This is a genomic window from Enterobacter cloacae complex sp. SHL022 (assembly GCF_049237785.1).
Classification (GTDB): Bacteria; Pseudomonadota; Gammaproteobacteria; order Enterobacterales; family Enterobacteriaceae; genus Enterobacter; species Enterobacter hormaechei_C.
The window spans coordinates 13,179-29,613 of record NZ_JBMKJH010000015.1 but is presented as its reverse complement, the minus strand read 5'-3'; the positions used below and the strand labels follow the sequence as shown (position 1 = coordinate 29,613).

The window sequence follows — 16,435 nt, the reverse complement described above, 5'->3', positions numbered from 1 at the left end:
ACATGTGGGGGGATTGTACCGCCTCCCGCCAGGAAGTGTTATAACCCGCATCAAGCCTTTGGTGGTTCAGTCCGGGCGAAACTTTCGCGCTGGAAGAGCGTCTCCGCCAGTTTGACCAGCAGCGGACGATCCACGCACCAGCCCGGCGAGACGCGGCGGAAATTGAGGTAGCCGATGGCGCAGGCGATGGCGATCGTCGCCAGATTCAGGCTATCGCTCTGAATTTTCCCGTCGCGGATCAGCTGTTCGCACATATCCAGGCTGCGGCTGATTTTTTCGCGCTGGCGCAGCAGCTCATTTTCTGACTGCTGGGCGGCGGGCCTTGCCTGCTCGCGTACGGACGTTAATGCCGCATCCATAATGCCATCCGCCAGGGCTTCAATTTGCTTCATCGCCAGCGCTGCTTTTGGATCCGCCGGCAGCATGGCTGGCGCAACGCCAAGCAGCTCGATGTACTCCGCAATGATCGGGGAATCAAACCAGTAGTCGCCCTCGTCCGTTACCAGCGCCGGGACTTTCCCCAGCGGGTTGTACTGCGCAACGCCGTTCTCTGCGTTGTAGGGTTGTTCATTTACGAATTCAAATTCAATCCCTTTCTCCAGCAGGAGAATCGAAATCTTACGCACGAAAGGACTTGTATAACTGCCGATGAGTTTCATTGCCTATCCTTAATGCCCACAAAGAGGTCAGTATGGATCAAGCCGTGGTAAAAGGCAGGTGTGCGTATCGCATTCCTGTCGTGAGGGGATACGGGAGAAATCTGCATAAAAATATTTTGTGAATCAAATCACAATCTGAAAACAAACAGCCAACTTAACATTGTGATATTAATCACAAAAACCCGCCCATTTTGGCGTAATTCTGAACGATGTATTTTTTTTACACACTCATTATGTGATCGCGATCACTTCATTAATGTCCTCACCCCCTACATTCATGTGATTCAGATCACACAAAATTTCGCTGTCTGGACAGTTGAACGATTCAGTGCCAGATTTCACAGCATCAGAACAGGGCCCGGCTACCTCTGCCGCCGCACATTAACGATAAACCTCGGGCCACAAGCCTAAGCGTAAACATAAGAAGGGGTGTTTTATGTCATCCGATTTCAAGATCAAAGTGCAAAGCTTTGGTCGTTTCCTCAGCAACATGGTGATGCCAAATATCGGCGCGTTTATCGCGTGGGGTATTATCACCGCATTATTTATTCCGACAGGGTGGTTGCCTAACGAAACGCTGGCGAAACTTGTTGGCCCAATGATTACGTACCTGCTGCCGCTGCTCATCGGTTATACCGGTGGTCGTCTGGTGGGCGGTGACCGTGGTGGCGTCGTGGGTGCCATCACAACCATGGGGGTGATCGTCGGTGCGGATATGCCGATGTTCCTCGGTGCGATGATTGCCGGTCCTCTGGGCGGCTGGGCGATCAAGAAATTTGACGTCTGGGTTGATGGCAAGATCAAATCCGGCTTCGAAATGCTGGTGAACAACTTCTCTGCGGGCATCATCGGGATGATCCTCGCGATTCTGGCGTTCCTCGGCATTGGCCCTGCGGTTGAAGTGCTCTCCAAGCTGCTGGCGGCGGGCGTTAACTTCATGGTGGCGCATGACATGCTGCCGCTGGCGTCAATCTTCGTTGAACCGGCGAAAATCCTGTTCCTGAACAACGCCATCAACCACGGTATCTTCTCGCCGCTGGGTATTCAGCAGTCTCACGATCTCGGCAAGTCCATCTTCTTCCTGATTGAAGCCAACCCGGGTCCGGGTATGGGCGTTCTGCTGGCATATATGTTCTTCGGTCGCGGCAGCGCGAAGCAGTCTGCTGGCGGCGCGGCAATCATCCACTTCCTGGGCGGTATTCACGAAATTTACTTCCCGTACGTGCTGATGAACCCACGCCTGATCCTGGCCGTTATCCTCGGCGGTATGACCGGCGTGTTCACCCTGAGCGTACTGGGCGGCGGTCTGGTCTCTCCTGCTTCTCCGGGCTCTATCCTGGCGGTGCTGGCGATGACCCCGAAAGGCGCCTACTTCGCGAACATCGCGGCGATCTGTGCGGCCATGGCGGTCTCCTTCGTGGCCTCCGCTATCCTGCTGAAAACCAGCAAGGTGAAAGAAGACGACGATATCGAAGCGGCAACCCGTCGTATGCATGACATGAAAGCCGAATCCAAAGGCGCAACGCCGCTGGCGGCAGGCGATGTCTCTAACGACCTGAGCCACGTTCGTAAAATCATCGTGGCCTGTGATGCCGGTATGGGCTCCAGCGCAATGGGTGCGGGCGTGCTGCGTAAGAAAGTGCAGGATGCGGGTCTGACCAACATCTCCGTCACCAACAGCGCGATTAACAACCTGCCGCCGGACGTTGACCTGGTGATCACGCACCGCGATCTGACCGAACGCGCCATGCGTCAGGTGCCGCAGGCGCAGCACATTTCCCTGACCAACTTCCTCGACAGCGGCCTGTACACGAGCCTGACCGAACGTCTGGTGGCGGCGCAGCGCCATGAAGATAACGAAGTGAAAGTACGTACCAGCCTGCAAGACAGCTTCGACGAGAGCAACGCGCATCTGTTCAAACTGGGCGCAGAAAACATCTTCCTTGGCCGCACGGCGACCAATAAAGAAGAGGCCATTCGCTTCGCCGGTGAGCAGCTGGTGAAAGGTGGCTACGTTCAGCCGGAATACGTTGAGGCGATGCTGGAGCGTGAAAAGCTGACCCCAACCTACCTGGGTGAATCCATCGCGGTTCCACACGGTACGGTGGAAGCCAAAGACCGCGTGCTGAAAACCGGCGTCGTGTTCTGTCAGTATCCTGATGGCGTGCGCTTCGGTGAAGAAGAGGACGACATCGCCCGTCTGGTGATTGGTATCGCCGCTCGCAACAACGAGCATATCCAGGTGATTACCAGCCTGACCAACGCGCTGGATGACGAAACGGTTATTGAGCGTCTGGCCAACACCACCAGCGTTGAAGAAGTTCTGGCCCTGCTTAACAAATAACGGTACTCCTCCCTCTCCCCCCCGGGGAGAGGGCTAGGGTGAGGGGAAAACGTTCCTCACCCCAGCCCTCTCGGGTAAAAACATTGATGAAGGTTAACACTATGAAAGCATTACATTTTGGCGCAGGTAATATTGGTCGTGGCTTTATCGGTAAACTGCTGGCAGACGCGGGCATTACCCTGACATTCGCCGATGTGAATCAGGTGGTTCTGGATGCCCTGAATGCCCGTCATAGCTATCAGGTTCACGTGGTGGGTGAAAACGAACAGGTTGAAACGGTCTCTGGCGTCAACGCGGTAAGCAGCATTGGCGACGATGTTATCGATCTTATTGCCAGCGTTGATCTGGTCACCACAGCCGTGGGTCCGGTGGTGCTTGAGCGTATCGCCCCGGCGGTCGCGAAAGGCCTGGCGAAGCGTAAAGCACAGGGCGTTGAAACGCCGCTGAACATCATCGCCTGTGAAAACATGGTGCGCGGCACCACGCAGCTGAAAGGCCACGTTCTTGCGGCCGTCGCCGACGAAGATAAAGCCTGGGTTGAAGCGCACGTAGGTTTTGTTGATTCCGCCGTGGATCGCATCGTTCCGCCGTCAGCATCCGCCACCAACGACCCGCTGGAAGTGACCGTGGAAACCTTCAGCGAGTGGATCGTTGATAAAACCCAGTTTAAGGGCGCGCTGCCGACCATTCCGGGAATGGAATTAACCGATAACCTGATGGCATTTGTCGAACGTAAACTCTTCACGCTGAACACCGGGCATGCTATAACCGCGTACCTCGGAAAATTGGCCGGTCATCAGACCATTCGTGACGCGATCCTCGATGAGAACATCCGTGCGGTGGTCAAAGGGGCAATGGAAGAGAGCGGCGCGGTGCTGATCAAACGCTACGGTTTTGATGCTGATAAACACGCAGCATACATCCAGAAAATCCTCGGTCGTTTTGAAAACCCGTATCTGAAAGATGACGTTGAGCGCGTGGGTCGTCAGCCGCTGCGTAAACTGAGCGCGGGCGATCGCCTGATTAAACCGCTGCTGGGCACGCTGGAATACGGCCTGCCGCACGCTAACCTGGTGAAGGGAATCGCTGCCGCCATGCACTACCGCAGCGAGCAGGACCCGCAGGCGATTGAGCTGGCTCAGCTGATTGATGACAAAGGCGCGCAGGCTGCGCTGGCGCAGATCTCCGGTCTGGATGCCAACAGTGACGTAGTTGCGGAGGCGGTCAGCGCATACAACGCAACCAAATGATGCAGAGTCCGGCGCAGGTGAGCCTGCGCCCGAATAACAGATTGTCAGATATGCAGGCAATAATGGAACAAACCCAGGCCTTTGAAAATCGTGTGCTTGAGCGTCTGAATGCTGGCAAAACCGTACGAAGTTTCCTGATTGCCGCCGTCGAGCTGTTAACCGAGGCGGTAAACATTCTGGTGCTTCAGGTGTTTCGCAAAGACGACTACGCGGTAAAGTACGCTGTAGAACCGTTACTGGACGGAGACGGACCGCTGGGCGATTTATCGGTACGGCTGAAGCTGATTTACGGTCTCGGCGTGCTGAACCGTCAGGAGTATGAAGACGCCGAGCTGTTAATGGCGCTGCGCGAAGAGCTCAATCATGACGGCAATGAGTACACCTTTACCGATGATGAGATACTGGGTCCCTTCGGCGAACTGCACTGCGTATCCGCGCTCCCTCCCGCACCTCAGTTTGATAACAGCGACCCAGAGCTGTACGCGATGCAAAAGCTGCGTTATCAACAGGTTGTGCGCTCCACCATGGTGCTTTCCCTGACTGAGCTGATTTCTAAAATCAGCTTAAAAAAAGCGTTTCAGAAGTAAGCCCGCACACATTGGTGTATCCTTCCCTGTAAATTCCCCGTTTTCAGAGTTATTTGTCATGAAAGAAGTCGAAAAGAACGAAATTAAACGCCTGAGCGACCGTCTGGATCTGATCCGCCATCAGATGGCTGGCCTCTCCCTGGTCGATTCCGCCGAGAAATATGCCGAGCTGGAAAAAGAGTCCGTGAAGCTGGAGGCGGAAATTGAACGCCTGCGCGAAGTGAAAGGCCAGAAGCTGAGTAAAGAAGCGCAGAAGCTGATGAACATGCCGCATCGCCGCGCGATCACCAAAAAAGAGCAGGCCGACATGGGCAAGCTGAAGAAAAGCGTCCGTGGCCTGGTGGTGGTGCACCCGATGACTGAGCTTGGTCGCGAAATGGGCCTGAAAGAGATGACGGGTTTTTGTAAGACCGCGTTCTGATCGTCCTCCCCTGCCGCTGCGGCAGGGGAAACTCAGTTGTAAATCAGGTTAAACGTGGCCATCGCATCCGCTTTTCCCGCCGTCACGTTCGCTTCCGTCTGAATGTAATGCGCATCAAACCAGAAGGTTTGCGTCTGGTTATCCCCTACTTGCCCAAGCGCTGATACCTGCGGGGTGTTCCACGGTACCACCTGCCCCTGAACCGAACCGGTATTGTCACCGTAAAGCAGTTCGATCCCGACACCGCTGGCGCTATCCTCCTGCTTCGTCAACGCCAGCGCCCGATCGTTGCCCGGCGTGGTATCGCCAAAGAAACCCATCTTAACCGCCGTGTTATTTTCGCAAGTCACCGGAATGCTGAAGCGTCCGCCCCCGGCGCGGGAGCCGATGCCGTGAAATTCACGCTGGCTCACGCTCCCCATGGGAACAAGAATGCTGCGAGAGCCCACTGAACAGCTGGTACGCCTGACGGTGAAGCTGGCGAGATGAATCTGTACTGGTGTCGCCACGTTGGTGGCGCTGGCTTGATTTTCTCCCGCCTGCAATATCAGCGATCCGACATTTTGCTCCTGGGAGTTGGCGTTATCGTCAGGCATGGGGCTGGTCGTCGGGATTTTGTAAAACACCACCCAGAACTGCAATTTATACGTTGGGGCGCTGGCAAAGGCAGGATTCTGTGAGGCATCACAGATACGCCGGGACTCTTTGCCATTCACCTGACTTGTGCCGTCAATATAGCGTACCGCATCGGCGCCGCAGTACTGCTGTTCCCGGAACCCCAGCGCGTAGCCGATGCCGTCAATTTGGGTTTTGTAGACGTGCCGCGACGCACCGTCTTCCCCCACCACGGTGCCGACGGGGTTATCCAGCTCGACAAATCCGATACTACGCCAGGGGTCATTCCCGCCATCACAGCTGTAGAAATCCGCCCCGGTAGACTGTATCGGCGCAGATATCGGCGTCCAGTCAGACGTGCCGGGCGCATACCCAATGGCATAAGGCACCTGAACGACCCACTGATCGCGCGTGGTGCGGCAGGTTGAAGTCTGGGCATGGGCATGAAAACTCAGCATGCCAAAAAGCGAAAGCAGACTGAGATAGAAAAACCAGTGAATAAAACGACGCATGATATTCCTCTAGTGGCACTCAAGAGACAGCGTAGCGATGCCGGGGGCCATATGAGCTTTCCCCAATCTGAAAGGTGTCTGGCATTGCTGCTGCTCCCCGTTTTCATACCAGGTGACGCGCAGGGTGCCGCGCTCGGGTACTCCGCTCAGGTAGGCCTGACCGCCGTCAGCGACCATGCTTCGGTTTGCAGAATGGCGGTTCTGCTCCACCACTTCAGCCTGCGCGCCAAACGGCAACGGTTCACCGTGGTAGCGCAGGGAAAACAGAACGCGATAACCAATGTGGGTTTTGTAATTGGCCAGCACCACCGCGCCGCTGGTGGGAATGAGCGTCAGACCGCTCTGCTCAACGTCGACGTTCTCACCCAGCGTCGCCGTATCAAGGCTGACGGTATTTTTGCGATACGCCGAGAGCGTTGGCATGACCGCATAGCCGCGGCTGTCGGTATGGATCCCGTTGTAACCCTCCGGCTCAACGTTCGCCGCACCGGGCACGCGCAGCAGGGCGACGGTATCGCCCAGCGGCTCGCTAAGCGTGACGCCATACTGCGTGGCGATAACGCCTCCGGCGAGTCCGAGGCTCGCGTTGCTACCGCTTCGGCTGTGGTCATAACCGAGGCTGACGTTGCCGTAGCCACCGTTGTATTGCAGCGCCAGGCTGGTACTGTCGGCTTGTCCCTCGCTGGCCTTACTCTGCTGAACGCTGTAATTAAGGTTGCGATTCGCCAGCGCGCTGCCGTTGAGAGACATCTGCTGCGTGGTCATTCCACGATTGTTGTGGTTGATGAAGTAACTGACCGAGCTGTCCGGTAACCAGTGGCCAAGCGGAACATTGACGTTAAACGACACGGTGCGATCGGGATGCTGCTCACGCGCTGAGTCGGTGTAGTCATATCCCGCGCCCCAGGAAATGCCCCGCCAGCTGGTGTACCAGCCAATGTGGATGGTTTTATCCTGCCCGGACGTATGCCAGTAATCCTGCATCCATGCCGAGACGCTGAGGCTGCCGAACTGACCCAGCGTCTGTGAAAAGGTGACCTGCGAGCGGCTACGGCGATTATTGAGTTGCAGCTGTTGGCTGTCAGACTGATTCAGTTCACTAAATTCAAAGTAATTGCGCGAGGCATAGCGATAACTCGCCAGGTTGAAGGCGGTGCCGGTAGCGCTGAAATCTTTCTGATACTGAATGCGCCACGCCTGCCCTATCGCGTTTTTGCCGTCGGGTAAATGGCTTTTTGCCAGCGTATCGTCAATGCCCAGCGAGCCAAATGCGCCAAACCCTCTGCCTATGCCAATTGCACCGGCCTGGTAGTTGCTCGCCGTACGAAAGCCGCCATACACCGTCATCCTGGAGAGCAGACCGTAGAAAAAAGCGCCTTCAACAAACTCAGGCGAACGCGCATCGCCGGAACCGGAGTGAAATCGTCCTGCATTGAGACTGTATTTCAGGCTGCCCTGGCGTCGCATAAACGGCACCGCAGAATAGGGTTGGGTAAAGACGCGCGTTGAGCCGTCACTTTCCGTGACCGTAACCTGTAGATCGCCGCTTTGTGCGCCGGGGAACAGATCGTTAATGATAAATGGCCCGGCGGCCACCCAGGTTTCATAGATCACATAGCCATTTTGCGAAACGGAGACTTTAGCGAAGCTGTGTGCAACGCCGCGGATGGTTGGTGCGAAGCCGCGCTGGCTGTCGGGTAACATGCTCTCGCTGGACGAGAGCTGAACCCCGCGAAACGCCACGCTATCGAAGACGTCGCCTGCGGTCCAGGCATCGCCGATCCGTAGCTGGCTGTTAAGACGGCGAATATCCCGGCTCAGCCAGCTACTTTGCGACTGAAAATGGTTGCCGCCCGCGTCGCTGTGGCTCCAGGCCGAAGTGTTGCGCAACCGCCACGCCCCCAGATTGATGCCGTTACGCAGGCTCAGATAGCTGGATGTCGTGACCCCGCTCTGATGACGGGCCTGACCGCCCGACAGACTGTAATCAGTAAATGCCGCCGGGATACCATCGTCCCACTGCGACTGCGGCACGTAGCCACGGCTGCGGTGTTTCATCGCCGCCTGCGGCAGGTTGAGAAAAAGGCGCTGTTGGTTGAAATCATAGGAGGTTCGCGCTGCCGGAATAAAATCCTCGAGGTGCGTGAACGTTTCTCCCTCCTGCAACCGGGAGAATGCAGGAATGGCCCCTACATTTACTCCAAGCGCTTCCAGCAGCGATACGCTAAAAACGGGTTGCAGGCTGCCTTTCTCATTGACGAAGGTGATCTCCTGATGCCGCTCCTCGCGTCCGTTAATCTCCAGCGTCACGAGCCAGGTGCCTGGCATCTGCCCGCCCTTTTCAGAGAAATAGTGCAGATCCGCCGTTTTCTGTTCAGTAGAGGAAAGCTCCAGCGCGGCGGGATCAAAGTAATCCTCGGCCATCCCCGCACGGCTGAAGCTAAGCAGCAACACTGAAAGCGGCGCGTAACGAAACAGGCGAAAAGGCATGATCTTAAAGAGGCTGGGTGTGGGTGGCGGTGATGGCACCAAAATCATTAATAGCCGACCAGCTTACGCCCCCGGAGGCGGACACAGACCATTCACGGGTTTCCCCTGGACCGATCATGCCCGGCTGCTCAATTTTATGCCCGCCAACGGTCAGCCGATAAAAAGAGACGTAGTATGGCGTCGGGTTAGCGGCCTTAAGCCCTTTTCCCGTCCGCGAAAACGTTATTTTCTGCCAGGCAGTTGCAGCGTCCCCTTTCAGATTGTCCGGGCGGTAGAAAATTTTAAATTTCGATTTAACGTTAACTTGTAATTCGTTGCTGCTCTCTTTTGGCTTTGGCGCAATCGCTTTAATATCGAGCCAGAATACAGATTCACGATCTGTGGGCAGCGGAGCGCCGGTATATTGAATACGCAGCGTGTTGGTCTGCTCCGGATCAAGTCTGAACAGAGGTGGCGTGACAATAAATGGCGCAGCGTTATTTTTACCCTGCCCATCCCCTTCAACCCACGACTGAATAAGATAGGGAACCGCACTTTCCATATTAGAAACAGAAAATGCCACCTCCTTGCTGTGTTGTGGGTATACGATCCGTGTTCCCCCCATTACAACGCCAGCGGAAACTGACGCAGAACTAACCATTAATGCAGTGAGCATAATATACGATAAACGTTTCATCATTATTATCTCTGGAGGTGGCTGACAGTGAAATCAGTTATAAACCATCAGGAAGTTGGATACGGCGTTAACATCGCCGGCGTTGATTTCCGTGCCATCTTTGTCAAGTGCGGCATAGAAAGTTAATTCAGCATTGCCTTCATCATCCGGTGCGGTTGTTTCAGATACCGTACCCGGTTTAATCGCCGTGCTGCGATCGCTGTTATAAAGCTTCACGCCGACACCCGTCGCCATACCTTCACCTGGCGTAACCTGAAGCAGTGTGTCATTCACCGTATCTTTGGTTCCGTCGAACAGTACCGCAACCGATTCAACCGTCTCCGGGCAGTTTTCCACGTTGATTTTGAACTCGCGCGGCGTCGTTTCGTTGTGATCGTCAAAGTAGCTTTTTGCCCACGCCCCAAGGTCTACCGTTTTGTTTTTAGAGGCCGGAGTAATATCACAGGAAATAAGGGTAATCTTCCCTGTAAAATTGATCACCCCGCCCGTACTTTGCGAACCCGCACCGGTATCCAGAGAAGCATTAACGCCAGAATCACTGCTTGCCAGTACCGATTGAGAAGATAACAGCAGCCCCGCCGCGGCAATCGCCAGCGCCACATTTTTGATTTTCATTTGGAACACTTTCCCCTCTGTAAATTAAACAGATATAGACTTGTTGTACCAGGTACAATAACCGCTATAAGGATTTAAAAACGCCACCGAAAGGGTTTTAGCAGAATGGGTGACGCGACCTTATAGAATAAAGCAGGGTCCATCCCATGGTGATAATCCGTATATTTTCAGAAGGCCATACACAGATATCCTTCAACTGAGGAATGACTTCTGGCCGAAAATAACACTGAATACGTTGTGGTTAGTAATAAATTTAAAATCTTCTGTTACGTTGCTTCTGAATAAATAGTAAATCAAATGCCTTTTAACGTCTACGTATTGAAAAGTAATACGCCGCGCTTGTAAACATTCTGAAATTAACACTCAACTAACAAATTTAACCCCTTTCCATTGCCCTAATAATTATTAATCTGCTTTTAATACCGCAACTAAATTACAAGAGAGTTAACTGATCATTGTTTGATCAATTTATTTCAGAATATTATTAGCCAAAAAATGTCACTTCAGCAAAAAATTATTTCACTTTATCCTGAAAAATCACGGTTAAACAGGATATTTCCTTATCGATCAGCAATTGATCGTTTGTAATACACTGTTAAAATCTATATGTGAAATTTACCTTAATTAAAATTTTTTGCTACAGCTTCGATTTCGCATTTTTAACCAAAAAAAATTTTTATTTATAAGAAATATATCACTCTGATCACACATATACAGATTTTCAAAAACATAAATAAAACAAACAAACCTCATTTGATTCACGCAATATTATCACATACCCATTTTATTCAACCTCTTTTACGCGCCGTATCTGCTCAAAAGGCGAATGTAATGCCCTCCACCTGACTACCGCTCCCAACGCACGCGGTGAGTTGAACTTGCGGTTTTGGTCCTACCAATCATGCGTAAAGCTATCCATCGTTCACAGTTTCGATGCTCCACTTCACAAAAGCATTGCTGAATAGCAACACTTGGTTAACCATTTATTGCCATTAACCCTACATCACAATATTGGAAGGACCACTTTTACACTAAGTGTGACGCTGAGATGAGCAGAGACTCACCCGACGAACACCCGTGTGGTCCTCAGGAGACCTGCATGAGCCTCTGGCAACAAAACTACGATCCGGCCGGGAATATCTGGCTGTCGAGCCTGATCGCATCGCTACCGATCCTGTTCTTCTTCTTTGCGCTGATAAAGCTCAAGCTGAAGGGCTACCTTGCCGCAACGTACACCGTTGCCATCGCCCTGCTGGTGGCGCTGTTCTTCTATAAAATGCCGGTCGATCGCGCGCTGGCCTCCGTGGTGTATGGTTTCTTCTACGGCCTGTGGCCGATTGCGTGGATCATTATCGCCGCCGTCTTTGTCTACAAAATCTCGGTGAAAACCGGGCAGTTCGACATTATTCGCTCGTCGATTCTCTCTATTACACCGGACCAGCGTTTACAGATGCTGATTGTCGGTTTCTCCTTCGGGGCGTTCCTTGAAGGGGCGGCAGGATTTGGCGCGCCGGTGGCGATCACCGCCGCTCTGCTGGTCGGGCTGGGCTTTAATCCGCTGTATGCCGCTGGCCTGTGCCTGATTGTGAACACCGCCCCGGTGGCGTTTGGCGCGATGGGCATTCCGATTCTGGTGGCGGGTCAGGTGACCGGGCTGGACAGCTTCGAGATCGGCCAGATGGTGGGCCGCCAGCTGCCGTTCCTGACCATTATCGTGCTGTTCTGGATCATGGCGATTATGGACGGCTGGCGCGGCGTGAAGGAGACCTGGCCTGCGGTGATGGTAGCGGGCGGTTCGTTCGCCATTGCCCAGTATCTCAGCTCCAACTTCCTCGGCCCGGAACTGCCGGACATCATCTCTTCCCTGGTGTCGCTGGTCTGCCTGACGCTGTTCCTGAAACGCTGGCAGCCGGTACGTATCTTCCGCTTTGCTGACATGGGCGCATCGCACGTGGATCAGACGCTGGCGCGCACCGGCTATACCGCCGGACAGATTGTGCGTGCGTGGTCACCGTTCCTGTTCCTGACCGCCACCGTGACGCTGTGGAGCATTCCGCCGTTTAAAGCCCTGTTCGCCCCGGGCGGCGCGCTGTACGACATGGTGATTAATATCTCCGTGCCGTTCCTCGACAAAATGGTCGCCCGTATGCCGCCGGTGGTGCACGACGCCACGCCGTATGCGGCAGTGTTTAAGTTCGACTGGTTCTCAGCCACCGGCACGGCCATCCTGTTTGCCGCTATCCTTTCCGTTGTGTGGCTGCGCATGAAGCCTGCCGCCGCGGTACAGACCTTTGCGGCGACGATTAAAGAGCTGATGCTGCCGATTTACTCCATCGGCATGGTGCTGGCGTTCGCGTTTATTTCGAATTACTCCGGCCTGTCGTCGACGCTGGCGTTAGCGCTGGCGCATACCGGCCACGCGTTTACCTTCTTCTCGCCGTTCCTCGGCTGGCTGGGGGTGTTCCTGACCGGTTCAGATACGTCATCTAACGCCCTGTTTGCTGCCCTACAGGCCACGGCCGCGCAGCAGATTGGCGTCTCGGACGTGCTGCTGGTCGCCGCGAACACCACCGGCGGCGTGACCGGGAAGATGATCTCGCCGCAGTCCATCGCCATTGCCTGTGCTGCGGTGGGGCTGGTAGGCAAAGAGTCGGATCTGTTCCGCTTTACCGTTAAACACAGCCTGATATTTACCTGCATGGTGGGCGTGATCACCACATTGCAGGCCTATGTCTTAACCTGGATGATTCCATGATAGTGATGCCCAGACGCCTGTCCGACGAGATTGCCACTCGCGTACGGGCGCTGATAGAAGAACAACAGCTGGAAGCGGGCATGAGATTGCCCGCCGAGCGTCAGCTTGCCGCTCAGCTTGGCGTGTCGCGCAACTCACTGCGCGAGGCGCTGGCGACGCTGGTTAGTGAAGGGGTGCTGCTGAGCCGTCGCGGCGGCGGCACCTTCGTGCGCTGGCAGCATGACGACTGGTCCGAACAAAACATCGTGCAGCCGCTGAAGACGCTGATGGAAAACGACCCGGACTACAGCTTCGACATCCTCGAAGCGCGTCACGCCATCGAAACCAGCACCGCGTGGCACGCGGCGATGCGGGCAACCGACGCCGACAAAGAGAAGCTCAAAGCCTGTTTTGAAGCCACGCAAAGCAGCGACCCGGACATCGCCTCCCAGGCGGACGTGCGGTTCCATCTGGCGATTGCCGAGGCCTCGCACAACGTGGTGCTGCTGCAAACCATGCGCGGGTTCTTCGACCTGCTGCAATCCTCCGTCAAGCAGAGCCGCCAGCGCATGTATCTGGTGCCGCCGGTGTTTGCCCAGCTGACCGAACAGCACGAGGCGGTGCTCAACGCCATTCTGGCCGGAGATGCCGAGGCCGCGCGCAAGGCGATGATGGCGCATCTCGGCTTCGTGCATACCACCATTAAACGATTCGATGAAGATCAGGCCCGACAGGCGCGTATTACCCGTCTGCCTGGCGAGAGTGATATTTCCAGGGAGAACAAAGCATGATTATTTCAGCAGCCAGTGACTATCGCGCCGCGGCGCAGCGCATTTTGCCCCCGTTCCTGTTCCACTATATCGACGGCGGGGCGTATGCCGAATATACCCTGCGCCGTAACGTGGAGGATCTGTCGGAAGTGGCCCTGCGCCAGCGCGTGCTGAAAAATATGTCTGACCTGAGCCTTGAGACGAAGCTGTTTAACGAGACGCTCTCCATGCCGGTAGCGCTCGCACCTGTCGGTTTATGTGGCATGTATGCCCGTCGCGGTGAAGTGCAGGCCGCCGCCGCCGCAGATGCCAAAGGCATTCCGTTTACCCTTTCCACCGTGTCCGTCTGCCCGATTGAAGAAGTCGCCCCGACCATCAAGCGCCCGATGTGGTTCCAGCTGTACGTCCTGCGCGATCGCGGTTTTATGCGCAACGCGCTGGAGCGCGCCAAAGCGGCGGGCTGCTCAACGCTGGTCTTTACCGTCGACATGCCGACCCCCGGCGCGCGCTACCGCGACGCCCACTCCGGCATGAGCGGCCCTAACGCGGCCCTGCGCCGTTACTGGCAGGCGGTGACGCACCCGCAGTGGGCGTGGGATGTCGGGTTGAACGGCCGTCCGCACGATCTGGGCAATATTTCGGCCTACCTGGGTAAACCGACCGGGCTGGAGGATTACATCGGCTGGCTGGCAAACAATTTCGATCCGTCGATCTCCTGGAAAGACCTGGAGTGGATCCGCGAATTCTGGGACGGCCCGATGGTGATCAAAGGGATCCTCGACCCGGAAGATGCCCGTGACGCGGTGCGTTTTGGCGCCGATGGGATCGTGGTCTCTAACCATGGTGGCCGCCAGCTTGATGGGGTGCTCTCTTCTGCCCGCGCGCTGCCGGCCATTGCCGATGCGGTGAAAGGCGATATTGCGATCCTGGCCGATAGCGGCATCCGTAACGGGCTGGACGTGGTGCGCATGATTGCGCTCGGCGCCGACAGCGTGCTGCTGGGCCGTGCTTACCTGTACGCGCTGGCCACCAGCGGCCAGGCGGGCGTGGCGAATCTGCTGAACCTGATCGAGAAAGAGATGAAAGTAGCGATGACCCTGACCGGGGCGAAGTCGATTAGCGAAATCAGCAAAGACTCGCTGGTGCAGGAGCTCAGTAAGCTGCCTGCGGCGCTGGCCCCTCTTTCTCAGGGAAACGCGGCCTGATCTCCCCCGGTTAGCCTCCCCTTCTTCCGCGCCCGACTTTCCCCTCGGGCGCTTTTTTTGTCGAAAATAACACCTGCGTAACATTCTTGATAAGAAAATTTGACACACCCCGCCCCTCCGCAATTGTATAGACAAGCAAATACAAGAACACAAAAACAACATCACATCGGAGGGTAACGTATGACGTATTCAGGTCGGGTGGATATTCAGCAGGTGATCGATGAAAGTCCTTTTTCAGGGTTTCACTGGCTTCTTATTGTGCTGGGCTTTCTGGTGCTGGCGATCGATGGGTTTGATACCGCAGCGATGGGTTACATTGCGCCTACGCTGTCGACGGAGTGGGGAATACATAAACAGGATCTGGGGCCGGTGCTGAGTGCGGCGCTGCTGGGGCTGTCGCTGGGAGCACTGATTGCAGGTCCGGTATCGGACCGGATGGGACGCAAGCGCGTGCTGGTCTTTTCGTGTCTGTTCTTCGGCCTGGCGAGCCTGGGCACGGCCTGGGCGCAAAGTCTGAATACCCTGACGCTATGGCGATTTCTGACCGGTCTCGGGCTGGGCGCCGCGATGCCTAACGCCATCACGCTGATCTCAGAGTTTGCCCCCCAGCGCTGCCGCGCCATGGCAATTAACACCATGTACTGCGGCTTTCCGCTGGGTGCGGCGGGCGGCGGGGCGATCTCGTCCTGGCTTATCCCTCACCATGGCTGGCGAAGCGTGCTGCTGACCGGCGCGATTGCGCCGCTGATTTTAACGGTGCTGCTGGCGCTGCTGTTGCCGGAGTCGGTGAAGTTTCTGGTGCAGCGCGGGAAAGACATCGCCCAGGTTCGCCGCATCGCCAGCCGGTTCGCCCGCAGCACGCTGGATAGCGTCACGGGCTTTTTCCTGACAGAGGAGAAAGTCGCGTCGAAAAAAGGCAGCGTGTCGCAGCTGTTTTCCATGCCCTGGCTGCCCGGCACCCTGATGCTGTGGGTCACCTACTTTATGGGACTGGTGATTTATTACGTCCTGCTGAGCTGGATGCCGACGCTGATGCAGGGGATGGGGTATGCGCTGGCGGAATCCGCCTGGCTCACCTCGCTGTTCACCTTCGGCGGCACCGCTGGCATTTTGCTCGCGGGCTGGATGATGGATCGCTGGGAAGCGCACAAGGTGGTCGCGTGTGGTTTCGTGCTGACGATGGGCCTGATTCTTTTACTCGGCATTGAGCATAACCATATCGCCCTGTTTGGCGGGTTAATTTTCCTGATGGGGATCGCGATGAACGGCGCGCAGTCGGGCATGCAGACCCTGGCCGCCACCTTTTACCCTACCGAGTGCCGCGCGACGGGTATCGCCTGGATGCAGGGGATCGGCCGCTTCGGCGGCGTGGCGGGCACCATGACCAGCGCCCAGCTTCTTTCCATGCAGTGGCAGGCAGACAGTATTTTAATGATCCTCAGCGTGCCTGCTCTCGTGGCCGCGGCGGCAACCGTCTACAAAATGCTGTATAGCCGCGCGCAGGAGCCGGGCGTCGCCTAGTCCCTCTCTTTTCTGCTATTCTGCCCCCGCAATTAA

General features: G+C 55.7%; 13 protein-coding genes. 8 read left to right on the top strand and 5 right to left on the bottom strand.

The genetic code is table 11. The annotated features are described in order from the left end of the window. Nucleotides 1-50: 50 nt before the first annotated feature. Nucleotides 51-659 carry a glutathione S-transferase gene (locus tag ACOTZD_RS21720; RefSeq protein ID WP_015572763.1) on the bottom strand — a complete coding sequence of 203 codons (609 nt, stop codon included), beginning with the start codon at nt 657-659 and terminating at the stop codon, nt 51-53. 436 nt (nt 660-1,095) lie between these two features. Here ACOTZD_RS21720 and ACOTZD_RS21715 point away from each other — a divergent pair, with 436 nt between their 5' ends. From ACOTZD_RS21715 to ACOTZD_RS21700, 4 genes are all read left to right on the top strand, one after another. Beyond that, on the top strand, nt 1,096-3,003 hold the full coding sequence (locus tag ACOTZD_RS21715) for a PTS mannitol transporter subunit IICBA (protein ID WP_072140046.1): 1,908 nt from the start codon (nt 1,096-1,098) through the stop codon (nt 3,001-3,003). Between the two features lie 101 nt (nt 3,004-3,104). Continuing rightward, entirely contained in the window at nt 3,105-4,253 is a 1,149-nt protein-coding gene (gene mtlD / locus ACOTZD_RS21710; RefSeq protein ID WP_017382581.1) for a mannitol-1-phosphate 5-dehydrogenase, read from the top strand. Further along, the gene (gene mtlR, locus ACOTZD_RS21705) at nt 4,250-4,840 is read left to right on the top strand and encodes a mannitol operon repressor MtlR (protein WP_015572766.1); all 591 of its coding nucleotides are present in this window, start codon (nt 4,250-4,252) and stop codon (nt 4,838-4,840) included. The genes mtlD and mtlR overlap by 4 nt, the downstream gene beginning before the upstream one ends. 58 nt (nt 4,841-4,898) lie before the next feature. After that, nucleotides 4,899-5,261, top strand: a complete 363-nt coding sequence (locus ACOTZD_RS21700) for a YibL family ribosome-associated protein (protein ID WP_015572767.1) — start codon at nt 4,899-4,901, stop codon at nt 5,259-5,261. A gap of 32 nt (nt 5,262-5,293) precedes the next feature. Here ACOTZD_RS21700 and ACOTZD_RS21695 read toward each other — a convergent pair whose 3' ends face one another. From ACOTZD_RS21695 to ACOTZD_RS21680, 4 genes are read right to left on the bottom strand one after another with little or no spacing between them, the layout of a single operon-like run. Beyond that, nucleotides 5,294-6,388 (bottom strand): fimbrial protein, encoded by a 1,095-nt coding sequence (locus ACOTZD_RS21695; protein WP_174402423.1) that lies wholly within the window; start codon nt 6,386-6,388, stop codon nt 5,294-5,296. A 9-nt stretch (nt 6,389-6,397) separates the two neighbouring features. Further along, nucleotides 6,398-8,878 (bottom strand): fimbria/pilus outer membrane usher protein, encoded by a 2,481-nt coding sequence (locus ACOTZD_RS21690; protein WP_052699618.1) that lies wholly within the window; start codon nt 8,876-8,878, stop codon nt 6,398-6,400. Between the two features lie 4 nt (nt 8,879-8,882). Continuing rightward, a complete protein-coding gene (locus ACOTZD_RS21685) occupies nt 8,883-9,557 on the bottom strand; it encodes a fimbrial biogenesis chaperone (protein ID WP_071957449.1) in 675 nt (224 codons plus the stop codon). 30 nt (nt 9,558-9,587) lie between these two features. Continuing rightward, complete coding sequence (locus tag ACOTZD_RS21680) at nt 9,588-10,169, bottom strand: fimbrial protein (RefSeq protein ID WP_003860173.1); 582 nt, start codon at nt 10,167-10,169, stop codon at nt 9,588-9,590. A 1,099-nt stretch (nt 10,170-11,268) separates the two neighbouring features. Here ACOTZD_RS21680 and lldP point away from each other — a divergent pair. The 4 genes from lldP (at nt 11,269) to ACOTZD_RS21660 (ending at nt 16,399) form a co-directional block, all read left to right on the top strand. Further along, nucleotides 11,269-12,924, top strand: a complete 1,656-nt coding sequence (gene lldP, locus ACOTZD_RS21675; protein WP_003860175.1) for an L-lactate permease — start codon at nt 11,269-11,271, stop codon at nt 12,922-12,924. Next, a complete protein-coding gene (gene lldR / locus ACOTZD_RS21670; protein ID WP_006808630.1) occupies nt 12,921-13,694 on the top strand; it encodes a transcriptional regulator LldR in 774 nt (257 codons plus the stop codon). The genes lldP and lldR overlap by 4 nt, the downstream gene beginning before the upstream one ends. After that, nucleotides 13,691-14,878 carry a quinone-dependent L-lactate dehydrogenase gene (gene lldD, locus ACOTZD_RS21665; RefSeq protein ID WP_006808631.1) on the top strand — a complete coding sequence of 396 codons (1,188 nt, stop codon included), beginning with the start codon at nt 13,691-13,693 and terminating at the stop codon, nt 14,876-14,878. The genes lldR and lldD overlap by 4 nt, the downstream gene beginning before the upstream one ends. A gap of 180 nt (nt 14,879-15,058) precedes the next feature. Continuing rightward, nucleotides 15,059-16,399: an MFS transporter gene (locus ACOTZD_RS21660; RefSeq protein ID WP_022652049.1), complete on the top strand. Its 1,341-nt coding sequence runs from the start codon at nt 15,059-15,061 to the stop codon at nt 16,397-16,399. Nucleotides 16,400-16,435 lie beyond the last annotated feature (36 nt).

Excerpts from the sequence above, each read along its gene's own strand:
- ACOTZD_RS21700 (WP_015572767.1), top strand. The coding sequence starts at position 4,899 with ATGAAAGAAGTCGAAAAGAACGAAATTAAACGCCTGAGCGACCGTCTG.
- lldP (WP_003860175.1), top strand. The coding sequence starts at position 11,269 with ATGAGCCTCTGGCAACAAAACTACGATCCGGCCGGGAATATCTGGCTG.
- ACOTZD_RS21680 (WP_003860173.1), bottom strand. The coding sequence starts at position 10,169 with ATGAAAATCAAAAATGTGGCGCTGGCGATTGCCGCGGCGGGGCTGCTG.
- lldR (WP_006808630.1), top strand. The coding sequence starts at position 12,921 with ATGATAGTGATGCCCAGACGCCTGTCCGACGAGATTGCCACTCGCGTA.
- lldD (WP_006808631.1), top strand. The coding sequence starts at position 13,691 with ATGATTATTTCAGCAGCCAGTGACTATCGCGCCGCGGCGCAGCGCATT.
- ACOTZD_RS21720 (WP_015572763.1), bottom strand. The coding sequence starts at position 659 with ATGAAACTCATCGGCAGTTATACAAGTCCTTTCGTGCGTAAGATTTCG.
- ACOTZD_RS21660 (WP_022652049.1), top strand. The coding sequence starts at position 15,059 with ATGACGTATTCAGGTCGGGTGGATATTCAGCAGGTGATCGATGAAAGT.
- ACOTZD_RS21685 (WP_071957449.1), bottom strand. The coding sequence starts at position 9,557 with ATGATGAAACGTTTATCGTATATTATGCTCACTGCATTAATGGTTAGT.
- mtlR (WP_015572766.1), top strand. The coding sequence starts at position 4,250 with ATGATGCAGAGTCCGGCGCAGGTGAGCCTGCGCCCGAATAACAGATTG.
- ACOTZD_RS21715 (WP_072140046.1), top strand. The coding sequence starts at position 1,096 with ATGTCATCCGATTTCAAGATCAAAGTGCAAAGCTTTGGTCGTTTCCTC.
- mtlD (WP_017382581.1), top strand. The coding sequence starts at position 3,105 with ATGAAAGCATTACATTTTGGCGCAGGTAATATTGGTCGTGGCTTTATC.
- ACOTZD_RS21695 (WP_174402423.1), bottom strand. The coding sequence starts at position 6,388 with ATGCGTCGTTTTATTCACTGGTTTTTCTATCTCAGTCTGCTTTCGCTT.
- ACOTZD_RS21690 (WP_052699618.1), bottom strand. The coding sequence starts at position 8,878 with ATGCCTTTTCGCCTGTTTCGTTACGCGCCGCTTTCAGTGTTGCTGCTT.